Source organism: Inquilinus sp. YAF38 (genome assembly GCF_052113205.1).
In the GTDB taxonomy this organism is placed as follows: Bacteria; Pseudomonadota; Alphaproteobacteria; order DSM-16000; family Inquilinaceae; genus Inquilinus.
In genome coordinates this window covers 19,697-35,718 of sequence record NZ_JBFRCU010000081.1, presented here as the reverse complement: position 1 = coordinate 35,718, position 16,022 = coordinate 19,697, and the positions used below count along the sequence as shown (strand labels likewise).

General features: G+C 68.4%; 15 protein-coding genes. 6 read left to right on the top strand and 9 right to left on the bottom strand.

The window, feature by feature from the left end:
* From AB4Z01_RS27840 to AB4Z01_RS27815, 6 genes are all read right to left on the bottom strand, one after another.
* Positions 1-1,532 (bottom strand): TRAP transporter large permease (locus tag AB4Z01_RS27840; RefSeq protein ID WP_441699215.1); only part of this gene is annotated, 1,532 nt, incomplete at its 3' end.
* Between the two features lie 32 nt (positions 1,533-1,564).
* Positions 1,565-2,113 carry a TRAP transporter small permease subunit gene (locus tag AB4Z01_RS27835; RefSeq protein ID WP_441699214.1) on the bottom strand — a complete coding sequence of 183 codons (549 nt, stop codon included), beginning with the start codon at positions 2,111-2,113 and terminating at the stop codon, positions 1,565-1,567.
* A 158-nt stretch (positions 2,114-2,271) separates the two neighbouring features.
* Complete coding sequence (locus AB4Z01_RS27830) at positions 2,272-3,006, bottom strand: arginyltransferase (RefSeq protein WP_441699212.1); 735 nt, start codon at positions 3,004-3,006, stop codon at positions 2,272-2,274.
* A gap of 123 nt (positions 3,007-3,129) precedes the next feature.
* A complete protein-coding gene (locus AB4Z01_RS27825; protein ID WP_441699211.1) occupies positions 3,130-3,618 on the bottom strand; it encodes an AAA family ATPase in 489 nt (162 codons plus the stop codon).
* Positions 3,619-3,643: 25 nt separating this feature from the next.
* On the bottom strand, positions 3,644-4,876 hold the full coding sequence (locus tag AB4Z01_RS27820; RefSeq protein ID WP_441699210.1) for a threonine ammonia-lyase: 1,233 nt from the start codon (positions 4,874-4,876) through the stop codon (positions 3,644-3,646).
* Between the two features lie 11 nt (positions 4,877-4,887).
* Entirely contained in the window at positions 4,888-7,269 is a 2,382-nt protein-coding gene (locus AB4Z01_RS27815) for a penicillin acylase family protein (RefSeq protein WP_441699208.1), read from the bottom strand.
* Positions 7,270-7,483: 214 nt separating this feature from the next.
* Here AB4Z01_RS27815 and AB4Z01_RS27810 point away from each other — a divergent pair, with 214 nt between their 5' ends.
* On the top strand, positions 7,484-8,635 hold the full coding sequence (locus AB4Z01_RS27810; protein ID WP_441699206.1) for a type III PLP-dependent enzyme: 1,152 nt from the start codon (positions 7,484-7,486) through the stop codon (positions 8,633-8,635).
* Between the two features lies 1 nt (position 8,636).
* A complete protein-coding gene (locus AB4Z01_RS27805) occupies positions 8,637-9,485 on the top strand; it encodes an alpha/beta fold hydrolase (RefSeq protein WP_441699205.1) in 849 nt (282 codons plus the stop codon).
* Positions 9,486-9,733: 248 nt separating this feature from the next.
* Here AB4Z01_RS27805 and hemB read toward each other — a convergent pair whose 3' ends face one another.
* Positions 9,734-10,732: a porphobilinogen synthase gene (hemB, locus tag AB4Z01_RS27800; RefSeq protein ID WP_441699203.1), complete on the bottom strand. Its 999-nt coding sequence runs from the start codon at positions 10,730-10,732 to the stop codon at positions 9,734-9,736.
* Between the two features lie 351 nt (positions 10,733-11,083).
* On the opposite strand from hemB, the gene AB4Z01_RS27795 reads away from it, so the two are divergent.
* Positions 11,084-11,560: a MarR family winged helix-turn-helix transcriptional regulator gene (locus tag AB4Z01_RS27795; RefSeq protein ID WP_441699201.1), complete on the top strand. Its 477-nt coding sequence runs from the start codon at positions 11,084-11,086 to the stop codon at positions 11,558-11,560.
* A 78-nt stretch (positions 11,561-11,638) separates the two neighbouring features.
* On the opposite strand, the gene AB4Z01_RS27790 is transcribed toward AB4Z01_RS27795, so the two are convergent.
* Together AB4Z01_RS27790 and AB4Z01_RS27785 are read right to left on the bottom strand one after the other, a co-directional pair.
* Positions 11,639-12,853, bottom strand: a complete 1,215-nt coding sequence (locus AB4Z01_RS27790) for an acyl-CoA dehydrogenase (protein WP_441699199.1) — start codon at positions 12,851-12,853, stop codon at positions 11,639-11,641.
* Positions 12,854-12,977: 124 nt separating this feature from the next.
* Complete coding sequence (locus AB4Z01_RS27785) at positions 12,978-13,355, bottom strand: MucR family transcriptional regulator (protein WP_441699197.1); 378 nt, start codon at positions 13,353-13,355, stop codon at positions 12,978-12,980.
* Between the two features lie 265 nt (positions 13,356-13,620).
* Here AB4Z01_RS27785 and rpiB point away from each other — a divergent pair, with 265 nt between their 5' ends.
* The 3 genes from rpiB to nrdR all read left to right on the top strand — a co-directional run bounded on the left by rpiB (position 13,621) and on the right by nrdR (position 15,966).
* Positions 13,621-14,073, top strand: coding sequence for a ribose 5-phosphate isomerase B (gene rpiB / locus AB4Z01_RS27780; RefSeq protein WP_441699195.1), 453 nt, complete (start codon positions 13,621-13,623; stop codon positions 14,071-14,073).
* Positions 14,074-14,116: 43 nt separating this feature from the next.
* The gene (gene glyA / locus AB4Z01_RS27775) at positions 14,117-15,400 is read left to right on the top strand and encodes a serine hydroxymethyltransferase (protein ID WP_441699221.1); all 1,284 of its coding nucleotides are present in this window, start codon (positions 14,117-14,119) and stop codon (positions 15,398-15,400) included.
* Between the two features lie 107 nt (positions 15,401-15,507).
* A complete protein-coding gene (gene nrdR / locus AB4Z01_RS27770; RefSeq protein ID WP_342235068.1) occupies positions 15,508-15,966 on the top strand; it encodes a transcriptional regulator NrdR in 459 nt (152 codons plus the stop codon).
* The last annotated feature ends 56 nt before the right edge of the window (positions 15,967-16,022 follow it).

Here is a 16,022-nt window from a genome sequence, read left to right as displayed (position 1 = left end):
GGGGCCGGGGCGGGCTGGCCGCCCGGGGCCGGTGGGGCGCCGAAATCCGGCGGTGGCGGGGCGCCGAAATCGGGGGCGGCCGGGGCGCCGAACGGGTTGGCGCCCTCGGCGCCCGGCATCGGCACGTCGACGCTGATCGAAGCCGGATCGGCCTCGACCTGGCCCGACTTGTAGTGGGTCACCAGCCCCGGAAAGGTGATCACGATCGCGACCATCAGGATCTGGATCACCACGAAGGGGATCGCTCCGAGATAGATCTGCCCGGTCGTTACCGGCGCGGTGGTGCGGCCTGTGACCTTGTCGCGATAGGGCCGCGTCGGTGCCACCGAGCGCAGGTAGAACAGCGAGAAGCCGAAGGGCGGGTGCATGAACGAGGTCTGCATGTTGACCGCCAGCAGCACGCCGAACCAGATCAGGTCGATACCCAGGGCCTGCGCCGCGGCCCCCAGCAGCGGCACGATGATGAAGGCCAGTTCGAAATAGTCGAGGAAGAAGGCCAGCACGAAGACCAGGAGGTTGGCGACGATCAGGAAACCGATGACGCCGCCCGGCACCGAGGTCATCAGGTGCTCGACCCAGAGATTGCCGCCGACGCCGTAGAAGGTCAGCGAGAACACGCGGGCGCCCAGCAGGATGAACAGCACGAAGGCGGACAGCTTGGTGGTGGTGTCCAGCGCCTGGCGGATCATCGTCCAGTTCAGGCGGCGGTTGAGGGCCGCAAGCACCAGCGACCCGACCGCGCCCATGGCGCCGCCCTCGGTCGGCGTGGCGATGCCGAGGAAGATCGTGCCCAGCACCAGGAAGATCAGCACCAGGGGCGGAATCAGCGAGGTGACAACCCGGCCGACCAGCGCCAGCCCGTGCAGCGTCCGCGCCTCCAGCGGCAGCGCCGGCGCACTGTTCGGCCGGATGATCGTCATGATCAGGATATAGCCGGTATAGAGGCCGGTCAGGATCAGGCCCGGCAGCAGCGCGCCCTTGTACATGTCGCCGACCGACTTGCCGAGCTGGTCGGCCATGATGATCAGCACCAGGCTGGGCGGGATGATCTGCGCCAGCGTGCCGGAGGCGGCGATGACGCCGGAGGCCAGCGACCGGTCGTAGCCGTAGCGCAACATGATCGGCAGCGAGATCAGCCCCATCGAGATCACCGACGCGGCAACCACGCCGGTGGTGGCGGCGAGAAGGGCGCCGACGAAGATCACCGCATAGGCCAGGCCGCCGCGCACCGGGCCGAACAGCTGGCCGATCGTGTCCAGCAGATCCTCGGCCATGCCGCTGCGTTCGAGGATCAGCCCCATGAAGGTGAAGAACGGGATCGCCAGAAGCGTCTCGTTCTCCATCTGCTGGTAGAACCGGTCCGGGATCGCCCCGAGCAGGTTGAATTGCAGCACGCCGAGCTCGACGCCGACGAGGTAGAACACGAAGCCGACAGCGGCCAGGGAGAAGGCGACCGAGTAGCCGAGCAGCAGCACGACCACCAGCGCGGCGAACATGAGCGGCGCCATGTTCTCGATCAGGAACTGCGACATGCGGGCAGGCTTTCAGGTGCTGGTGGGCCGGCTCAGAGCGGATCGGCTTCGTGGCCGTGCGTCTGGACGATGTCGGGGATGCGGTCCGACAGGATGGCGATCCGCTTGATCAGCTCCGACAGCCCCTGCAGCGTGAGCAGGATGAAGCCGGCCGGGATCAGGGCCCAGACCGGCCACCGGATCAGGCCGTTGGCGTTGCCCGACGTCTCGCCGCTGGCGAATTTGTCCACCACGATCGGCCAGGAGTACCGGATGGCGACGACGCAGAAGGGCAGCAGGAAGAACAGGGTGCCGAAGATCTCGATCCAGATCTGGGTGCGGCGCGACCAGCGGCCGTAGAGGATGTCGACCTTGACGTGCTCGCCCTTCAGCAGCGTATAGCCCGCGGCCAGCAGGAAGACGGCGGAGAACAGGTACCATTGCAGCTCCAGCCAGGCGTTGGAGCTGAGCGAAAAGGCTTTCCGCAGGATGGCGTTGCCGGCGCTGACCAGGATCGCCACCAGGACGAGCCAGGACACGGTCCGTCCGACCCAGCCATTGACAGCGTCGATGACGCGGCTGGCACCCAGCAAAGCCCCCATCTGACCTCCCCCGCTCCTGGACGCTTCAGCGCCGTTGATTGGATCGATGCAATTCGCCGCTGCGAAATATCAGCTTTCGCGCGCGAGACCAACCGGCGATTGGCGCCGGTCTTCGGCCTCCATACCCAACTTTGCTGCGTCGCAGGAAGAGCAGAGGCTCACCCGGCCGGGTCGAGCGTCGCCCAGCCGTTATCGGTGAGGGCTTCCAGCGGCTGGAAGCGGGCCTTGTAGGCCATTTTGTGGCTCTGCGCGATCCAGTAGCCGAGATAGACGTGATCGAGGCCGGTCCGGCGCGCCTCCTCGACCAGGGCCAGGATCACATAGGTGCCCAGGCTGCGTTCCGGCACGTCCGGGTCGTAGAAGCTGTAGACGGCGGACAGCCCATCCTCCAGCACGTCGACCAGCGCCGCTGCGCGCAGGGCACCGGCCGGGTCGCGGAACTCGATCAGCGCGGCACTGCCGCTGCCTTCCTCGATCATGCTGCCGTAATCGGCCCGCGACATCCGGGCCATGTCGCTGTCACCGTGCCGATGCCGCTGATAGCGCAGGAACAGGGCGAACTGCTCATCGCTGCCGATCGGCAAGGCCGAGCGGCGGGCGAGGTCGAGATTGGCGATCCAGGTCCGGCGCATGCTGCGGCCGGGCGCGAACCGCGCCACCGGGATGCGCACCGGCACGCAGGCGCGGCAGCCGGGGCAGACCGGGCGGTAGACGATGTCGTGGCTGCGCCGGAACCCGGCCTGCGACAGGGTGGTGTTCAGCGTCCGGGCGTCGCCGCCGTTCAGCCGGGTGAACAGCTTGCGCTCGACTCGGCCGGGAATGTAGGGGCAGGGCAGGGGGCCTGACCGGTAGAAATGCTGCAGACGACCGAGCTTGCCGTCGATGACGGACATCAAGCGCTCCTGGGCCGGGAGGCCAACCTCATGCCCATACTGCACCACAGTGCCGGATCGTCGGCAAGCGACTCGGAGGCCGGCCCGCCATGACAAGGCACGTTGACGGAATCCACCGCGGCCTCATGTCAGCCGCAGGATCTCGTCGACGGTGGCGGCGACCGGCCGGCGCGTGTCGATCTCGTGGTCGGCGGACTGGCGCAGCAGCGGCTCGATCATCCCGACCAGCTCGACCACCTTGCGCCGTTCAACCTCGCTGTGGCCGTAGCTGTCGGGGCCGCGCGCCGCCAGCCGCGCCAGCAGCGTCGGGACGGGGGCGGAGAGCAGGATCACGACATCGATCAGCGGCCGGAACCGGCCCATGGTCTCGCAGGTGCCGCTGACGAACAGCGTCCGGTCGCGTGGCGCGGCCAGCAGGGCGCGGACGCGCTCCTCGCGCCAGACCCAGTCCTTGCCTGCGCCCGGGGTCAGCGTGTCGGCGGGATCGGCGTCGACCCATTCCGACCACTCCGGCGTGTCGAGGTCGCGCGCGTCATGCCCCCGCACTGCCAGCTCGCGCACCACCGCGGTCTTTCCGGTCCCGGACATGCCGGCGATCAGCACGCGCTTCATTCGGTCTCCATGCCCGGCCGTGCGATCACGCCCCGACGTCGCTCAGCAGCGTCGCCGGATAGCCGCCCTCCATCAGCTTGCCGATGATGACGTCGACATGGGCGCGGTCACGGGTCTCGACCACCACGTCAATGTCGGCCCGCTTCACCGGGATCTGGAAGAACAGGCGCTGGTGATAGGTCTCGATGATGTTGCCGCCGGTGGCGCCGATGATGCCGGCGATCCGGCTCAGCACCCCCGGCGAGTCCTCGATCTCGATGCGCAGCCGGGCGAGCTGGCCGTTGCGCACCAGGCCGCGCATCAGGATCGAGGCCAGGATGCGCGGATCGATGTTGCCGCCGCACACCACCACGCCGACCTTGCGCCCGGCGAAGCGCTCAGGATTGGCCAGGATGCCGGCGATGCCGGCGGCGCCGGCGCCCTCGGCCACCAGCTTCTGCTGGGTCATCAGCTGGTGCACGCCCTGCTCCAGCACCGTCTCCTCGACCGCGACGATGTCGTCGACCAGCGCGGCGATGATCTGCCGGGTCAGCACGCCCGGGCTCTTCACCGCTATGCCCTCGGCGATGGTGGCGCCGCCATAGATGCCGGTGCGGCCGGCGACGGCGTCGCTCATCGAGGCATAGAGCGCAGCCTCGACACCGGTAATCCGGATCGACGGGTTGATCGACCGGGCGGCGATGGCGATGCCGGAGATCAGCCCGCCGCCGCCGATCGGCACCACCAGGTCGTCCAGGTCCGGCACATCGGCCAGGATCTCCAGCCCGGCCGTGCCCTGGCCGGCGATGATATAGGGGTCGTCATAGGGGTGGATCAGGGTCAGCCCGTCCGAGTCCACCAGCTTGCGGGCGTGGCCCATGCTGTCGTCCAGAGTCTGGCCCACCAGCACCACCTTGGCGCCGTAGCCTTCGGTCTTCGCCACCTTGGTGAAGGGGGTGAAGGTCGGCATTACGATGGTCGAGGGGATGCCCAGGCGGGTGGCGTGGTAGGCCACGCCCTGGGCGTGGTTGCCGGCCGACATGGCGACCACGCCGCGCTGGCGCTGTGCCTCGTCGAGCGAGCGCAGCTTGTTGTAGGCGCCGCGGTCCTTGAATGACCCGGTGCGCTGCAGCGTCTCCAGCTTCAGGACCAGCTCGCAGCCGAGGATGCCGGACAGCTGAGGTGCCGGGATGACCGGCGTCCGGGCCACCTGGCCCTCGAGGGCCGCGGCGGCGGCGCGGATGTCGTCGATGGTGACCGGCAGCGGGGCGGGGCTCATCTGGCGTCCTGTCATTGGCGCGGCTGCAGGGTGGTCAGCGACTGCCCGGCAGCGGCGAGATCAGCCTCGCCACCATGCAACGTCAAGTATCTTCCGTCTCGCCAATCCGCGACCAGGTCGCCCCAATGGGGCGACAGCGGGTTGCCGGACTGGCCGGTGGCGATCATGAAGCGCGACCGGCCGCGGTCGGCCAGGTCGTAGATGGCGCGGTAGCCGGCGCCGTGCGTATGGGCATAGGGCGCCTCCGGATCGGTGATCGTGGTGGCGCCCCGGTTCAGGGTGTAGGGCCCGCCGTCTGTCGGGGTCGCCAGCGAAATCAGGCCGCCGACCAGCGGCACGCGTGACAGCACCTGCGCCTCCAGCGGCGCGATGTGCTCGGCGCCCCAGCGCCAGGCCGCCATGTCCGCGCCGTGGCGCTGCGCCAGCGCGTCCAGCGCTTCGCCCAGGGTCCGGCGTAGCAGGGCCTTGCAGTCGGTCGGCCGGGCCGAAGCCGCAGCGTCGCCGCACCAGGACGGGTCATGGGTCAGGATCGTCGCCAGGACCGTCGGGCGTAGCCCGAAATAATCCTCGGCCAAAGGGCCGAGCGGCGGGTCGAACACGGCATGGGCGAAGCGCCGCAACCATTCCATGTAGACCAGCGGCTCCGRCCGGTTGCGGTCCATCCGCAGGTCCCAGCCGCGCAGCAGCGCCAGGGCCTTGGACATGCGGTCGTCCGCAGGATCGATGGCGGTCATCAGCGGCAGGAGGTCCCGCGCCTCGGTGGTCAGCGTGTCGGCCTGCATCGCCTGGCTGCGCGCGACCGTGTTCGGGCCGACGGCGCCCAGCATCTCGACGATGCGGTGGGCGCGGTAGGGCACGTCGTAGCCGTCGCCGATATAATAGGGAAAGCCGGGCCCGACCGGGGCGTTGTTGGCGTTGGCGATGGCGCCGCCGGGCGGGTTCAGCGCCTGGGGCAGGTCTTCGAACGGGATCATGCCGGTCCAGTCCTGGGCGCCCGAGGCGCCGTCCGCCGGCAACTTGCCGCTTCCGGAACGACGGATCGGGATCGCCCCCGGGACCAGGAAACCGATATCGCCGTCGGCATCGGCATAGACGACGTTCTGGATTGGGCTGCGGAAGAACCGCATCGCGGCCAGGAACTCCGGCCAGGTGCCGGCGCGGTTCAGCCGGTACAGCGCGTCGGCGGTGGTGTCACCGGGGGCCAGGGCGGTGAAGGCAAGGGCGGCGACCTTGTCCTTGCCGGCCAGCTCCGCCATGCCGGGGTCGAGGTCGGACAGCACCGGCCCGTGCCGGGTGCTGCGGATGGTCAGCGTCACCGGGTCGCCGCCTGAAACGGCGATGGTCTCGCTCCGGGTCTCGAAGGTGGCGCTGCCCTCCGGGGTCCGATAGCGGCTCGGGTCGCCGGGGTCGACCGTCTCCAGGAACAGGTCCTGCACATCCGCGCCGGTGGTGGTGAAGCCCCAGGCGATCCGCCGATTCTGGCCCAGCAGGGTCAGCGGCACGCCGGGCACGGTGGCGCCGGCGACCGACAGGGTCGGGGTCTCGATCCGCGCCAGGTACCACAGGATCGGGGCACTCAAGCCCAGATGCGGGTCGTTGGCCAGGATCGGCGCGCCGGTGTCGGTCCGGCTGGGCCCGACCACCCATTCATTCGATGCGGTGCGGGGGCCGAGCGGCGGCGGCAGCGCCTGTGCCAGCGTGGTCAGCATCGGCGCGGCCTGGTCGAGGGCGGCGAGGGTGGCGGGCGGCAGCGCGCCGAGATCCGGGAACAGGGTGCCGGCGCGCTCCGGCCCCAGCCTGGCGATCACCTGGGCGCGCAGGATCTCGTCGCGGTAATTGGCCGACAGCTGCAGCGCCATCAGCTTGCTCCAGACCAGCGAATCGGCTGGCTGCCACGGTTCTGGCCGGGTCCACAGCAGGGTGAACTCCGGCGGCAGCGCGCCGGGATGGCCGTCGATCCAGGCATTGACCCCGGCGGCGTAGCGGTCCAGCGCCGCCCGCGTCTCCGGCGACTGGGCGGCGACATCGGCCTCCGCCAGGCGGTAGATGCCGAGCGTCCGCATCAGCTTGTCGAACCGCAGCCCGGCTCCGCCGATCAGCTCGGACAGCCGGCCGGCGCCGATCCGGCGCTGCATCTCCATCTGCCACAGCCGGTCCCGGGCATGCAGCCAGCCCAGGGCGAAATAGGCGTCGCCGTCGCTTTGGGCGAAGATCGTCGGCACGCCGTGACTATCGCGATAGACCCGGACCGGGCCGGACAGGCCGTCGAGCGCGACCGTGCCCGATTCGGCGGGCACCCCGGTGCGCAGCCACCACAGGCCGGCGCCGGCCAGCACCACGAGCAGCAGCAGGAGGCAGGCCAGTGCGATCGCGCCGCGGCGAAGCCATCTCATCGGTCGTGTCTCCGTGCCGCCCAGGATCGGTCGCGGCGGTGCTGTGTTATAATAATCTGTCTGATTCGAAGCGAGGCGCCATCGAGGAGCAGGGGTCGATCCGCGGCACCGGGTGCGCTTCGGTCTATTTGCATAGGGGGCTAGCCAAGCTGCCGGTCCTCCCCAGATGATGCAGACGTGCCGCGCGTCCGGCGGCGGTCAGCAGGATGGCTCGATGGAATCCTTCGCCGACGCCCTCGCCATGGTCACCGCCCTCCGCCCTGAGGAGCCGGTCTACTGCCTGCGGCCTCAAGTGCTGCGGGAGTCGGCGGCGGAGTTCCGGCGCCAGTTCCCCGGTACGGTGATGTACGCGGTCAAGTGCAACGACCATCCGGCGGTGTTGGCCGGGCTGCATGCCGGCGGCCTGCGCGATTTCGACGTCGCCTCGCTCAGCGAGATCGAGGCCGCGGCGGCGCTGCCCGGCACCGTCTCGCACTACATGCATCCGGTGAAGAACCGCCAGGCGGTCGAGCTGGCCTATCGCCGCTACGGCATCCGCACCTTCTGCCTCGACCATGAGGAGGAGCTGGACAAGATCCTGGCCGTGACCGGGCGCGCGCGCGACCTGACGCTGGTGCTGCGGGTCGACATGCCGCGCTTCGATTCGGTCTGCGACCTCAGCGGCAAGTTCGGCGCCGAGATCGAGGCCGCGCCGGCGCTGCTGCGCCGCATCGCCGCCACCGGCAACCGCGCCGGCCTGACCTTCCATGTCGGCTCGCAATGCCTCGATCCGGGCGCCTATGAGAGCGCGCTGACGATCTGCGCCGGCATCCTAGGCAGGGCCGGGGTGCCGGTGCCGGTGATCGATGTCGGTGGCGGCTTCCCCGCCGCCTATGTCGGCACCGAGGCGCCGTCGCTCTCCGCTTTCGTCGCCGCGATCCGCGCCGGCCTGGCCCGGCTGCCGGCCGACCCAGACCGCGCGGTGTTCTGCGAGCCCGGCCGGGCCCTGGTGGCCGAGGCCTGCTCGCTGGTGGTGAAGGTCGAGTTCCGGCGCGGCCACCGTCTGTACCTGAACGACGGCGCCTATGGCAGCCTGGCCGACATGAAGCTGTTCCGCACCGTCTATCCGGTCCGCCTGCTGCGGCCGGGCGGCGCCGGCGGCAGGCTGGCCAGCTTCGCCCTGTTCGGCCCGACCTGCGACAGCTATGACAGCCTGCCCGGCACCTCGCCGCTGCCGGACGACGTGCGCGAGGGCGACTGGATCGAGTTCGGCCAGATCGGAGCCTATTCCAACGTGCTGCAGACCCGGTTCAACGGTTTCGAAGCCCGCCGCTTCGTGCAGGTCGAGGATGGCGCCCTGCGCCCGGCCGCGGCGCGGGCGGCCTGAGATGGGACCGGTCCAGCATCAGTTCCTCGGCCTCGGCCTCGGCGGCTTCCACCGACTGGCCTATGTCGCCTGGGGTCAGGATCGCACGCGCCCGCCGGTGCTGTGCGTGCACGGGCTGACCCGCAACGGCCGCGACTTCGACGCTCTGGCCACTGACCTCGCCGGGTCCGGCCGCACCGTGGTCTGCCCGGACGTGGTCGGCCGCGGCCGCAGCAACTGGCTCGCCAACCCGGCCCTCTACGGCTATCCGCAATATCTTGGCGACGCCGCGGCGCTGATCGCCCGGCTCGACGTGGCGGAGGTCGACTGGGTCGGTACCTCGATGGGCGGGCTGATCGGCATGATGCTGGCGGCCCAGCCGAACACCCCGATCCGCCGGCTGGTGCTGAACGATGTCGGCCCGTTCATCCCGCAGGCGGCGCTGCTCCGAATCGGATCCTATGTCGGGCAGGACCCGGTCTTCGCCGACCTCGGCGAGCTCGAGGCCTATCTGCGGCGGGTGCATGCACCCTTCGGCCCGTTGACCGACGGGCAGTGGCGGCATCTGGCCGAGCACAGCGCCCGGCGGCGGCAGGATGGCACACTCGGCCTGGCTTACGACCCCGGCATTGCTGCGGCCTTTGCCGGCCCGGTCGCCGATGTCGACCTGTGGATGGTCTGGGACCAGATCCGCTGCCCGGTGCTGGTGGTCCGCGGCGCGGAATCGGACCTGCTGACCGCGGCGACCGCCGAGCGCATGGCGGCACGGCCCGGCACCACGCTGCTCACCATCCCCGGCTGCGGCCACGCCCCGGCGCTGATGGCGGCCGACCAGACCGCCCCGATCCGCGACTGGCTGGCGGCGGGCTGAAGCGGCGCCGCGGCTGTTCCGCTTGACTGAGAGTTCCGCCTTTGTTCTAATTCGGCATGACCAATGCCGTTGCCTTGACCGCGATCCCGCCGTCGCGATCGTTTCAGAACATTCATCCCTCTTCGTCATTGCGAGGAGGCGTAGCCGACGAAGCAATCCAGGGGTCGATGCGTGCGGCTCCTGGATTGCTTCGCTGCGCTCGCAACGACGGTGTTGGGAGTTCCGGAAAGGTCCCGCCGTCGCAGGAATCAGCCCAGCAGCTCCGCCGCCTCGATGGCGCCATAGGTCAGGACGCCCGAGGTTCCGGCGCGCTTGAACGCGGTCAGCACCTCGATCAGCGCCTTGTCGTAGTCGAGCCAGCCGTTCTGCGCCGCCGCCTTCATCATCGCGTACTCGCCGCTGACCTGATAGGCGAAGACAGGCACGCCGAAGCCGTCATGCACCCGGCGGATGATGTCGAGATAGGGCAGGCCTGGCTTCACCATCACCATGTCGGCGCCCTCGCGCAGGTCGAGCTCGACCTCGCGCAGCGCCTCGTCGGTGTTGGCCGGGTTCATCTGGTAGGTCTTCTTGTCGCCGACCAGCACGCCGGTGGACCCGACCGCGTCGCGGAACGGGCCGTAGAAGGCAGAGGCGTATTTCGCCGAATAGGCCATGATCTTGACGTCCTGCCGGCCGGCGCCGTCCAGCGCCGCGCGGATCGCGCCGATGCGGCCGTCCATCATGTCGGACGGCGCCACGATGTCGGCCCCGGCCTCGGCCTGGACCAGCGCTTGGCGGACCAGGATCTCGACCGTCTCGTCATTCAGGATCCGGCCGTTGCGGATCAGCCCGTCATGGCCGTGGCTGGTGAAGGGGTCGAGAGCGACGTCGACGACAATGCCGAGATCCGGCACCGCTGCCTTGATCGCGGCAATGGCGCGGCACACCAGGTTGCCGGCCCGGCAGGCCTCGGCGCCGTCCTCGCTGCGCAGGGCCCGGTCGATCATCGGGAACAGCGCCACCGCCGGGATGCCGAGATCGCGGGCGCGGCGGCAGGCCTCGGCGGCGCTGGCCAGGTCGAAGCGGGTGACGCCGGGCAGCGATTCGACCGGCTGCTTCTGATCGCCCTCGACCACGAAGATCGGCCAGATCAGATCGGACGGGGCCAGCCGGGTCTCGGCCACCAGGTCGCGGATCCAGCCATCGGTGCGCAGGCGACGCGCGCGGGTGGTCGGGTAGGCACCGGGGAAGGGCAGGCGGGACATCGGGACACTCGACGACTGGATGGCGGCGGCTGGGTCGGCGGGCGCACTCTAGGACGGAGCCCCGGCGGGAAACAACTCCGTGCGGCGCGCCGCCACGGCGCACGGCATGAGTCGAGAAACAGAACATGCACGCGGAGGGTTGATAACTTCCATCGAGAGGATCAAAAATGTCCTCTGTGCCAACCTAAAGCATCGATCTAGCGCGAATTCGTCCTGAATGCGGTGCAAATTGCAGTGAACACCTGTCCTGCTCACAACACTTTCGTTTTGGATGATTTTGTCTAAAGTGGCTTTATGAGTGGTGGAACGGCGGTCTAGATAGTACAAAGCGCCAGTGGGTCGGAGGTCTGAATGCATCATCCCTATTACCGCATGACCGCACTCATTGAGCGGCTTCATCGCTGCTTTCTGGATGTGGTCAAGGTAGAGTTGGACCGCTTTGGCGTCCAAGATATCAACAACGTCCAAAGTCTGATTCTGTACAATATCGGCATGGACGAGCTGACCATCGGCGAGTTGACCGCCCGTGGCTACTATCTGGGCTCGAATGTCTCGTACAACGTCAAGAAGATGGTCGAGAACGGATATTTGGCGCAGGAGCGGTCGCAGCACGACCGGCGCTCCACCCGGGTCCGTTTGACCAGCAAGGGGCAGGCGCTGCGGTCCAAGCTCGAGACCATGTTCAGCCGCCAGGCGGATGCGCTGGAGGGCACGGGTCTGCGGGTTGGCGACGTCGAGACGCTGAACGCCACGCTGCGACGGCTCGAGGGCTTCTGGTCCGGCAACCTCGCCTATACCACCGATCAGCCGGTGACCAGCGCGGCCTGAGGTCGCCCGCCGTCTGGTCACGAAAAAGGCGCGTCCCGAAAGGGGCGCGCCTTTTGCTTATGCGCTGCCTGGCCGTGATCAGAAGGCGGCGAGGCCGGTCTGGGCCCGGCCGAGGATCAGGGCGTGCACGTCATGCGTGCCCTCATAGGTGTTGACCGCCTCCAGATTCATCACGTGGCGGATGACGTTGAACTCGTCGGCGATGCCGTTGCCGCCCAGCATGTCGCGGGCCTGGCGGGCAATGTCCAGCGACTTGCCGCAATTGTTGCGCTTCATCAGGCTGATCGCCTCCGGCGCCGCCTTGCCCTCGTCCTTGAGCTGGCCCAGGCGATGGGCCGAGATCAGGCCGAGGGTGATCTCGGTCTGCATGTCGGCCAGCTTCTTCTGAATCAGCTGGGTGCCGGCGAGGGGACGGCCGAACATCTTGCGGTCCATCGTGTACTGCCGGGCGGTGTGCCAGCAGAATTCAGCCGCGCCGATCGCGCCCCAGGCGATGCCGTAGCGGGCGTTGTTGAGGCAGCCGAACGGCCCCTTCAGCCCCTTGACGTTGGGCAGCAGGTTCTCTTCCGGGACGAACACCTCGTCCATCACGATCTCGCCGGTGGTCGAGGCGCGCAGCGAGAACTTGCCCTCGATCTTCGGCGACGACAGGCCCTTCATGCCGCGGTCCAGGATGAAGCCGCGGATCTCGCCATTGTCGTCCTTGGCCCAGACCACGAACACGTCCGCGATCGGCGAGTTGGTGATCCACATCTTGGCGCCGGACAGGCTGTAGCCGCCGGCAACGCTGCGCGCCCGGGTCTTCATCGAGCCGGGATCGGAGCCGGCATCGGGCTCGGTCAGGCCGAAGCAGCCGACGATCTCGCCGGTGGCCAGGCGCGGCAGATACTTCTGGCGCTGCTCCTCGGTGCCATAGGCATAGATCGGGTGCATCACCAGGCTCGACTGCACCGACATTGCGGAGCGGTACCCGCTGTCGACGCGCTCGACCTCGCGCGCGATCAGGCCGTAGCAGACATAGTTCACGCCGGCGCAGCCATAGCCGTCGATCGTCGAGCCGAGGAAGCCGAGCTCGCCCATCTCGTTCATGATCTCGCGGTGGAAGACCTCGTGCCGGTTGGCCTCGAGCACGCGCGGCAGCAGCTTCTCCTGGCAATAGGCGCGCGCCGCGTCGCGCACCATGCGCTCCTCCTCGGTCAGCAACTCCTCGAGCAGGAGCGGGTCCTCCCAGTTGAAGGCGGCACGGCCGGTCTGTGCCGGCTTGGCGGCCGCGGTCGCGGCGGCGGAAGTCATGGGCGAACTCCGGAAACGATCAAAAACGTGGCGCATAACAGCACAGGGGCCGGGGCGCCGCCAGCCCAGCCCGCATGAGGCATGCGGGCCAACGCCGCAGCGTCCCGGCCCCGGGCGCAGACGATCAGCCGTTCCGGGCCCTGCCCAGGCCGATTTTCTTGGCGAAGGCGGAGCGCTGTTCCGCATAGTTCGGCGCGACCATGGGATAGTCGGCCGGCAGGCCCCACTTCGCCCGGTACTCTTCGGGCGACAGGCTGTAGGTCGTCCGCAGGTGTCGCTTCAGCATCTTCAGCTTCTTGCCGTCCTCCAGGCAGACGATGTAATCCGGCTGGATCGAGCGCCGGATCGGCACCGCCGGCTTGGCCGCTGCCATCGTCGGCGCGGCCACCGGGCCGGACCCGACATTTCGCAGTGCATCGTGAATGGTCTGGATCACGGTCCCGAGCTGATCGGTCGGGACCGTGTTGCGGGAAATATAGGATGTCACAATCTGGGTGGTCATTTGCACCAGATCGTCGGCGCTTCGACCGGTCATGCTTGCTTGATCCTCCATTATTCAAATCCTTTGCTATCTGTCGTCAACAGCGACACCGGGGTCGCATTTGATATGGCGCGTGTCAACGGTAATGGGAAAATCACTGACTATTCTGCAACTGCAAGCTGTGGCCGGACCCGACCGCCACGCGCGCCGGAATTGAGCCACGTTCCGGCTCACTCTCCAAAGCAAAATATGCGAAGGTCGTCGTGCCCCATCCAACCGGACCAAAATGACCGACGCCGTCAAGACTGTCGCCATCGCCGCCGACCATGCCGGCTACGCCCTCAAGGACCAGCTTCGAGCCGTGATCGAGGCGCAGGGGCTGGTGGTGCTCGATCTCGGCACCAACGGCCCGGAGCGGGTCGATTATCCGGATTTCGGCCACGCCGTGGCGCAGGCGATCGGGGACGGCCGGGCGTCGCGCGGCCTTGTGGTCTGCGGCACCGGCATCGGCATCTCGATCGCGGTCAACCGCCATCGCGGTGTCCGTGCGGCGCTTTGCCACGACGTCACCACAGCCCGGCTGGCCCGCCAGCACAACGATGCGAACGTGCTCGCGCTCGGCGCCCGAATCACCGGCTTCGAGACCGCCCGGGATTGCCTTGCCGTGTTCCTGTCCACCGATTACGAAGGCGGTCGGCACGGCGACCGCATCGCCAAGCTCGACGCGCCTACCGCCTGACCAGGATGATTTGCCCATGAGCTCTTCCGATTCCGCCGCCAAGATGACCGCCGCCAGTTCCCTCTTCACCGCCCGCCTGGAAGACACCGACCCGGCCGTGCTGCGCGGCATCCGGGACGAGCTGAAGCGCCAGCAGACGCAGATCGAGCTGATCGCCAGCGAGAACATCGTCTCCCGCGCCGTGCTCGAGGCCCAAGGGTCGGTCCTGACCAACAAATATGCCGAGGGCTATCCGAACCGCCGCTATTACGGCGGCTGCGAATTCGTCGACGTGGCCGAGATGTTGGCGATCGAGCGCGCCTGCAAGCTGTTCGACTGCACCTATGCCAACGTCCAGCCGCATTCCGGCGCCCAGGCCAACCAGGCGGTGTTCTTCGCCCTGCTGCAGCCGGGCGACACCGTGCTCGGCATGTCGCTGGCGGCGGGCGGCCACCTGACCCACGGCGCGGCCCCGAACCAGTCCGGCAAGTGGTTCAACGCGGTGCAGTACGGCGTCCGCCGTGACGACGCGCGGATCGACTATGACGAGCTGCAGCGCCTGGCCACCGAGCACAAGCCGAAGCTGATCATCGCCGGCGGCTCGGCCTATCCGCGGATCATCGACTTCGCCCGCTTCCGCCAGATCGCGGATTCGGTCGGCGCCTATCTGATGGTCGACATGGCGCATTTCGCCGGCCTGGTCGCTGGCGGCGTGCATCCCAGCCCGCTGCCGCACGCCCACATCGTCACCACCACCACGCACAAGACCCTGCGCGGCCCGCGCGGCGGCATGGTGCTGTCGAACGACCCGGAGATCGGCAAGAAGATCAACTCCTCGGTCTTCCCCGGCCTGCAGGGCGGCCCGCTGATGCACGTCATCGCCGCCAAGGCGGTGGCCTTCGGCGAGGCGCTGCGGCCGGAGTTCAAGCTCTACGCCAAGGCGGTGGTCGACAATGCCAAGCTCTTGGCCGAGACGGTGCGGGCCGGCGGGCTCGACATCGTCTCCGGCGGCACCGACACGCATCTGATGCTGGTCGACCTGCGGCCGAAGAAGCTGACCGGCAAGGCGGCCGAGGCCAGCCTCGAGCATGCCGGCATGACCTGCAACAAGAACGGCGTGCCGTTCGACCCGGAGAAGCCGACCATCACCTCCGGCGTCCGCCTGGGCAGCCCGGCCGCGACCTCGCGCGGCTTCGGCCTGGCCGAGTTCCGCCAGATCGGCGAGATGGCGGTCGAGGTGCTGGACGGCCTGGCCGCCAACCCCGAGGACAACTCGGCGGTCGAGAAAGCGGTGCGGGCCCGGGTCGAGACCCTCTGCGCCCGGTTCCCGATCTACCCGGACCTCTGACGTCCTCCAGGACTGGAATCCGTCCGGCCCGACACTCGATAGATTGTGGTTCGCCCACAACGGATGGTATCCATTCGCTGTGGGCGAAACCATTTCCGGGGGCACCGATGCGCTGTCCATTCTGCGGCCACGACGACACCCAGGTGAAGGATTCGCGGCCCACGGAGGACAATTCGGCGATCCGGCGTCGGCGCTTCTGCCCGGCCTGCGGCGCCCGCTTCACCACCTTCGAACGGATCCAGCTGCGCGAGCTGACGGTGATCAAGTCGGGCGGGCAGCGCGAGCCCTTCGACCGCGAGAAGCTGCTGCGTTCGATGCGCATCGCCCTGCGCAAGCGCGACATCGACATCGAGCGGCTGGAGCGGATCGTCAATTCGCTGGTCCGCCAGCTCGAAAGCTCGGGAGAGAGCGAGATCCCGTCCAAGTCGATCGGCGAGATGGTGATGAAGGCGCTGAGCGGCGTCGACAAGGTCGCCTATATCCGCTACGCCTCGGTCTATCGCGACTTCCAGGAACCCGGCGCCTTCAGCGACTTCGTCGAGCAGCTGCGCGGCGAGCGACCCTGACCGGCGTCTGGTTTCGTGTGGTTTCGCTGGAAACCACAGCGCGACCGTCATAGGGT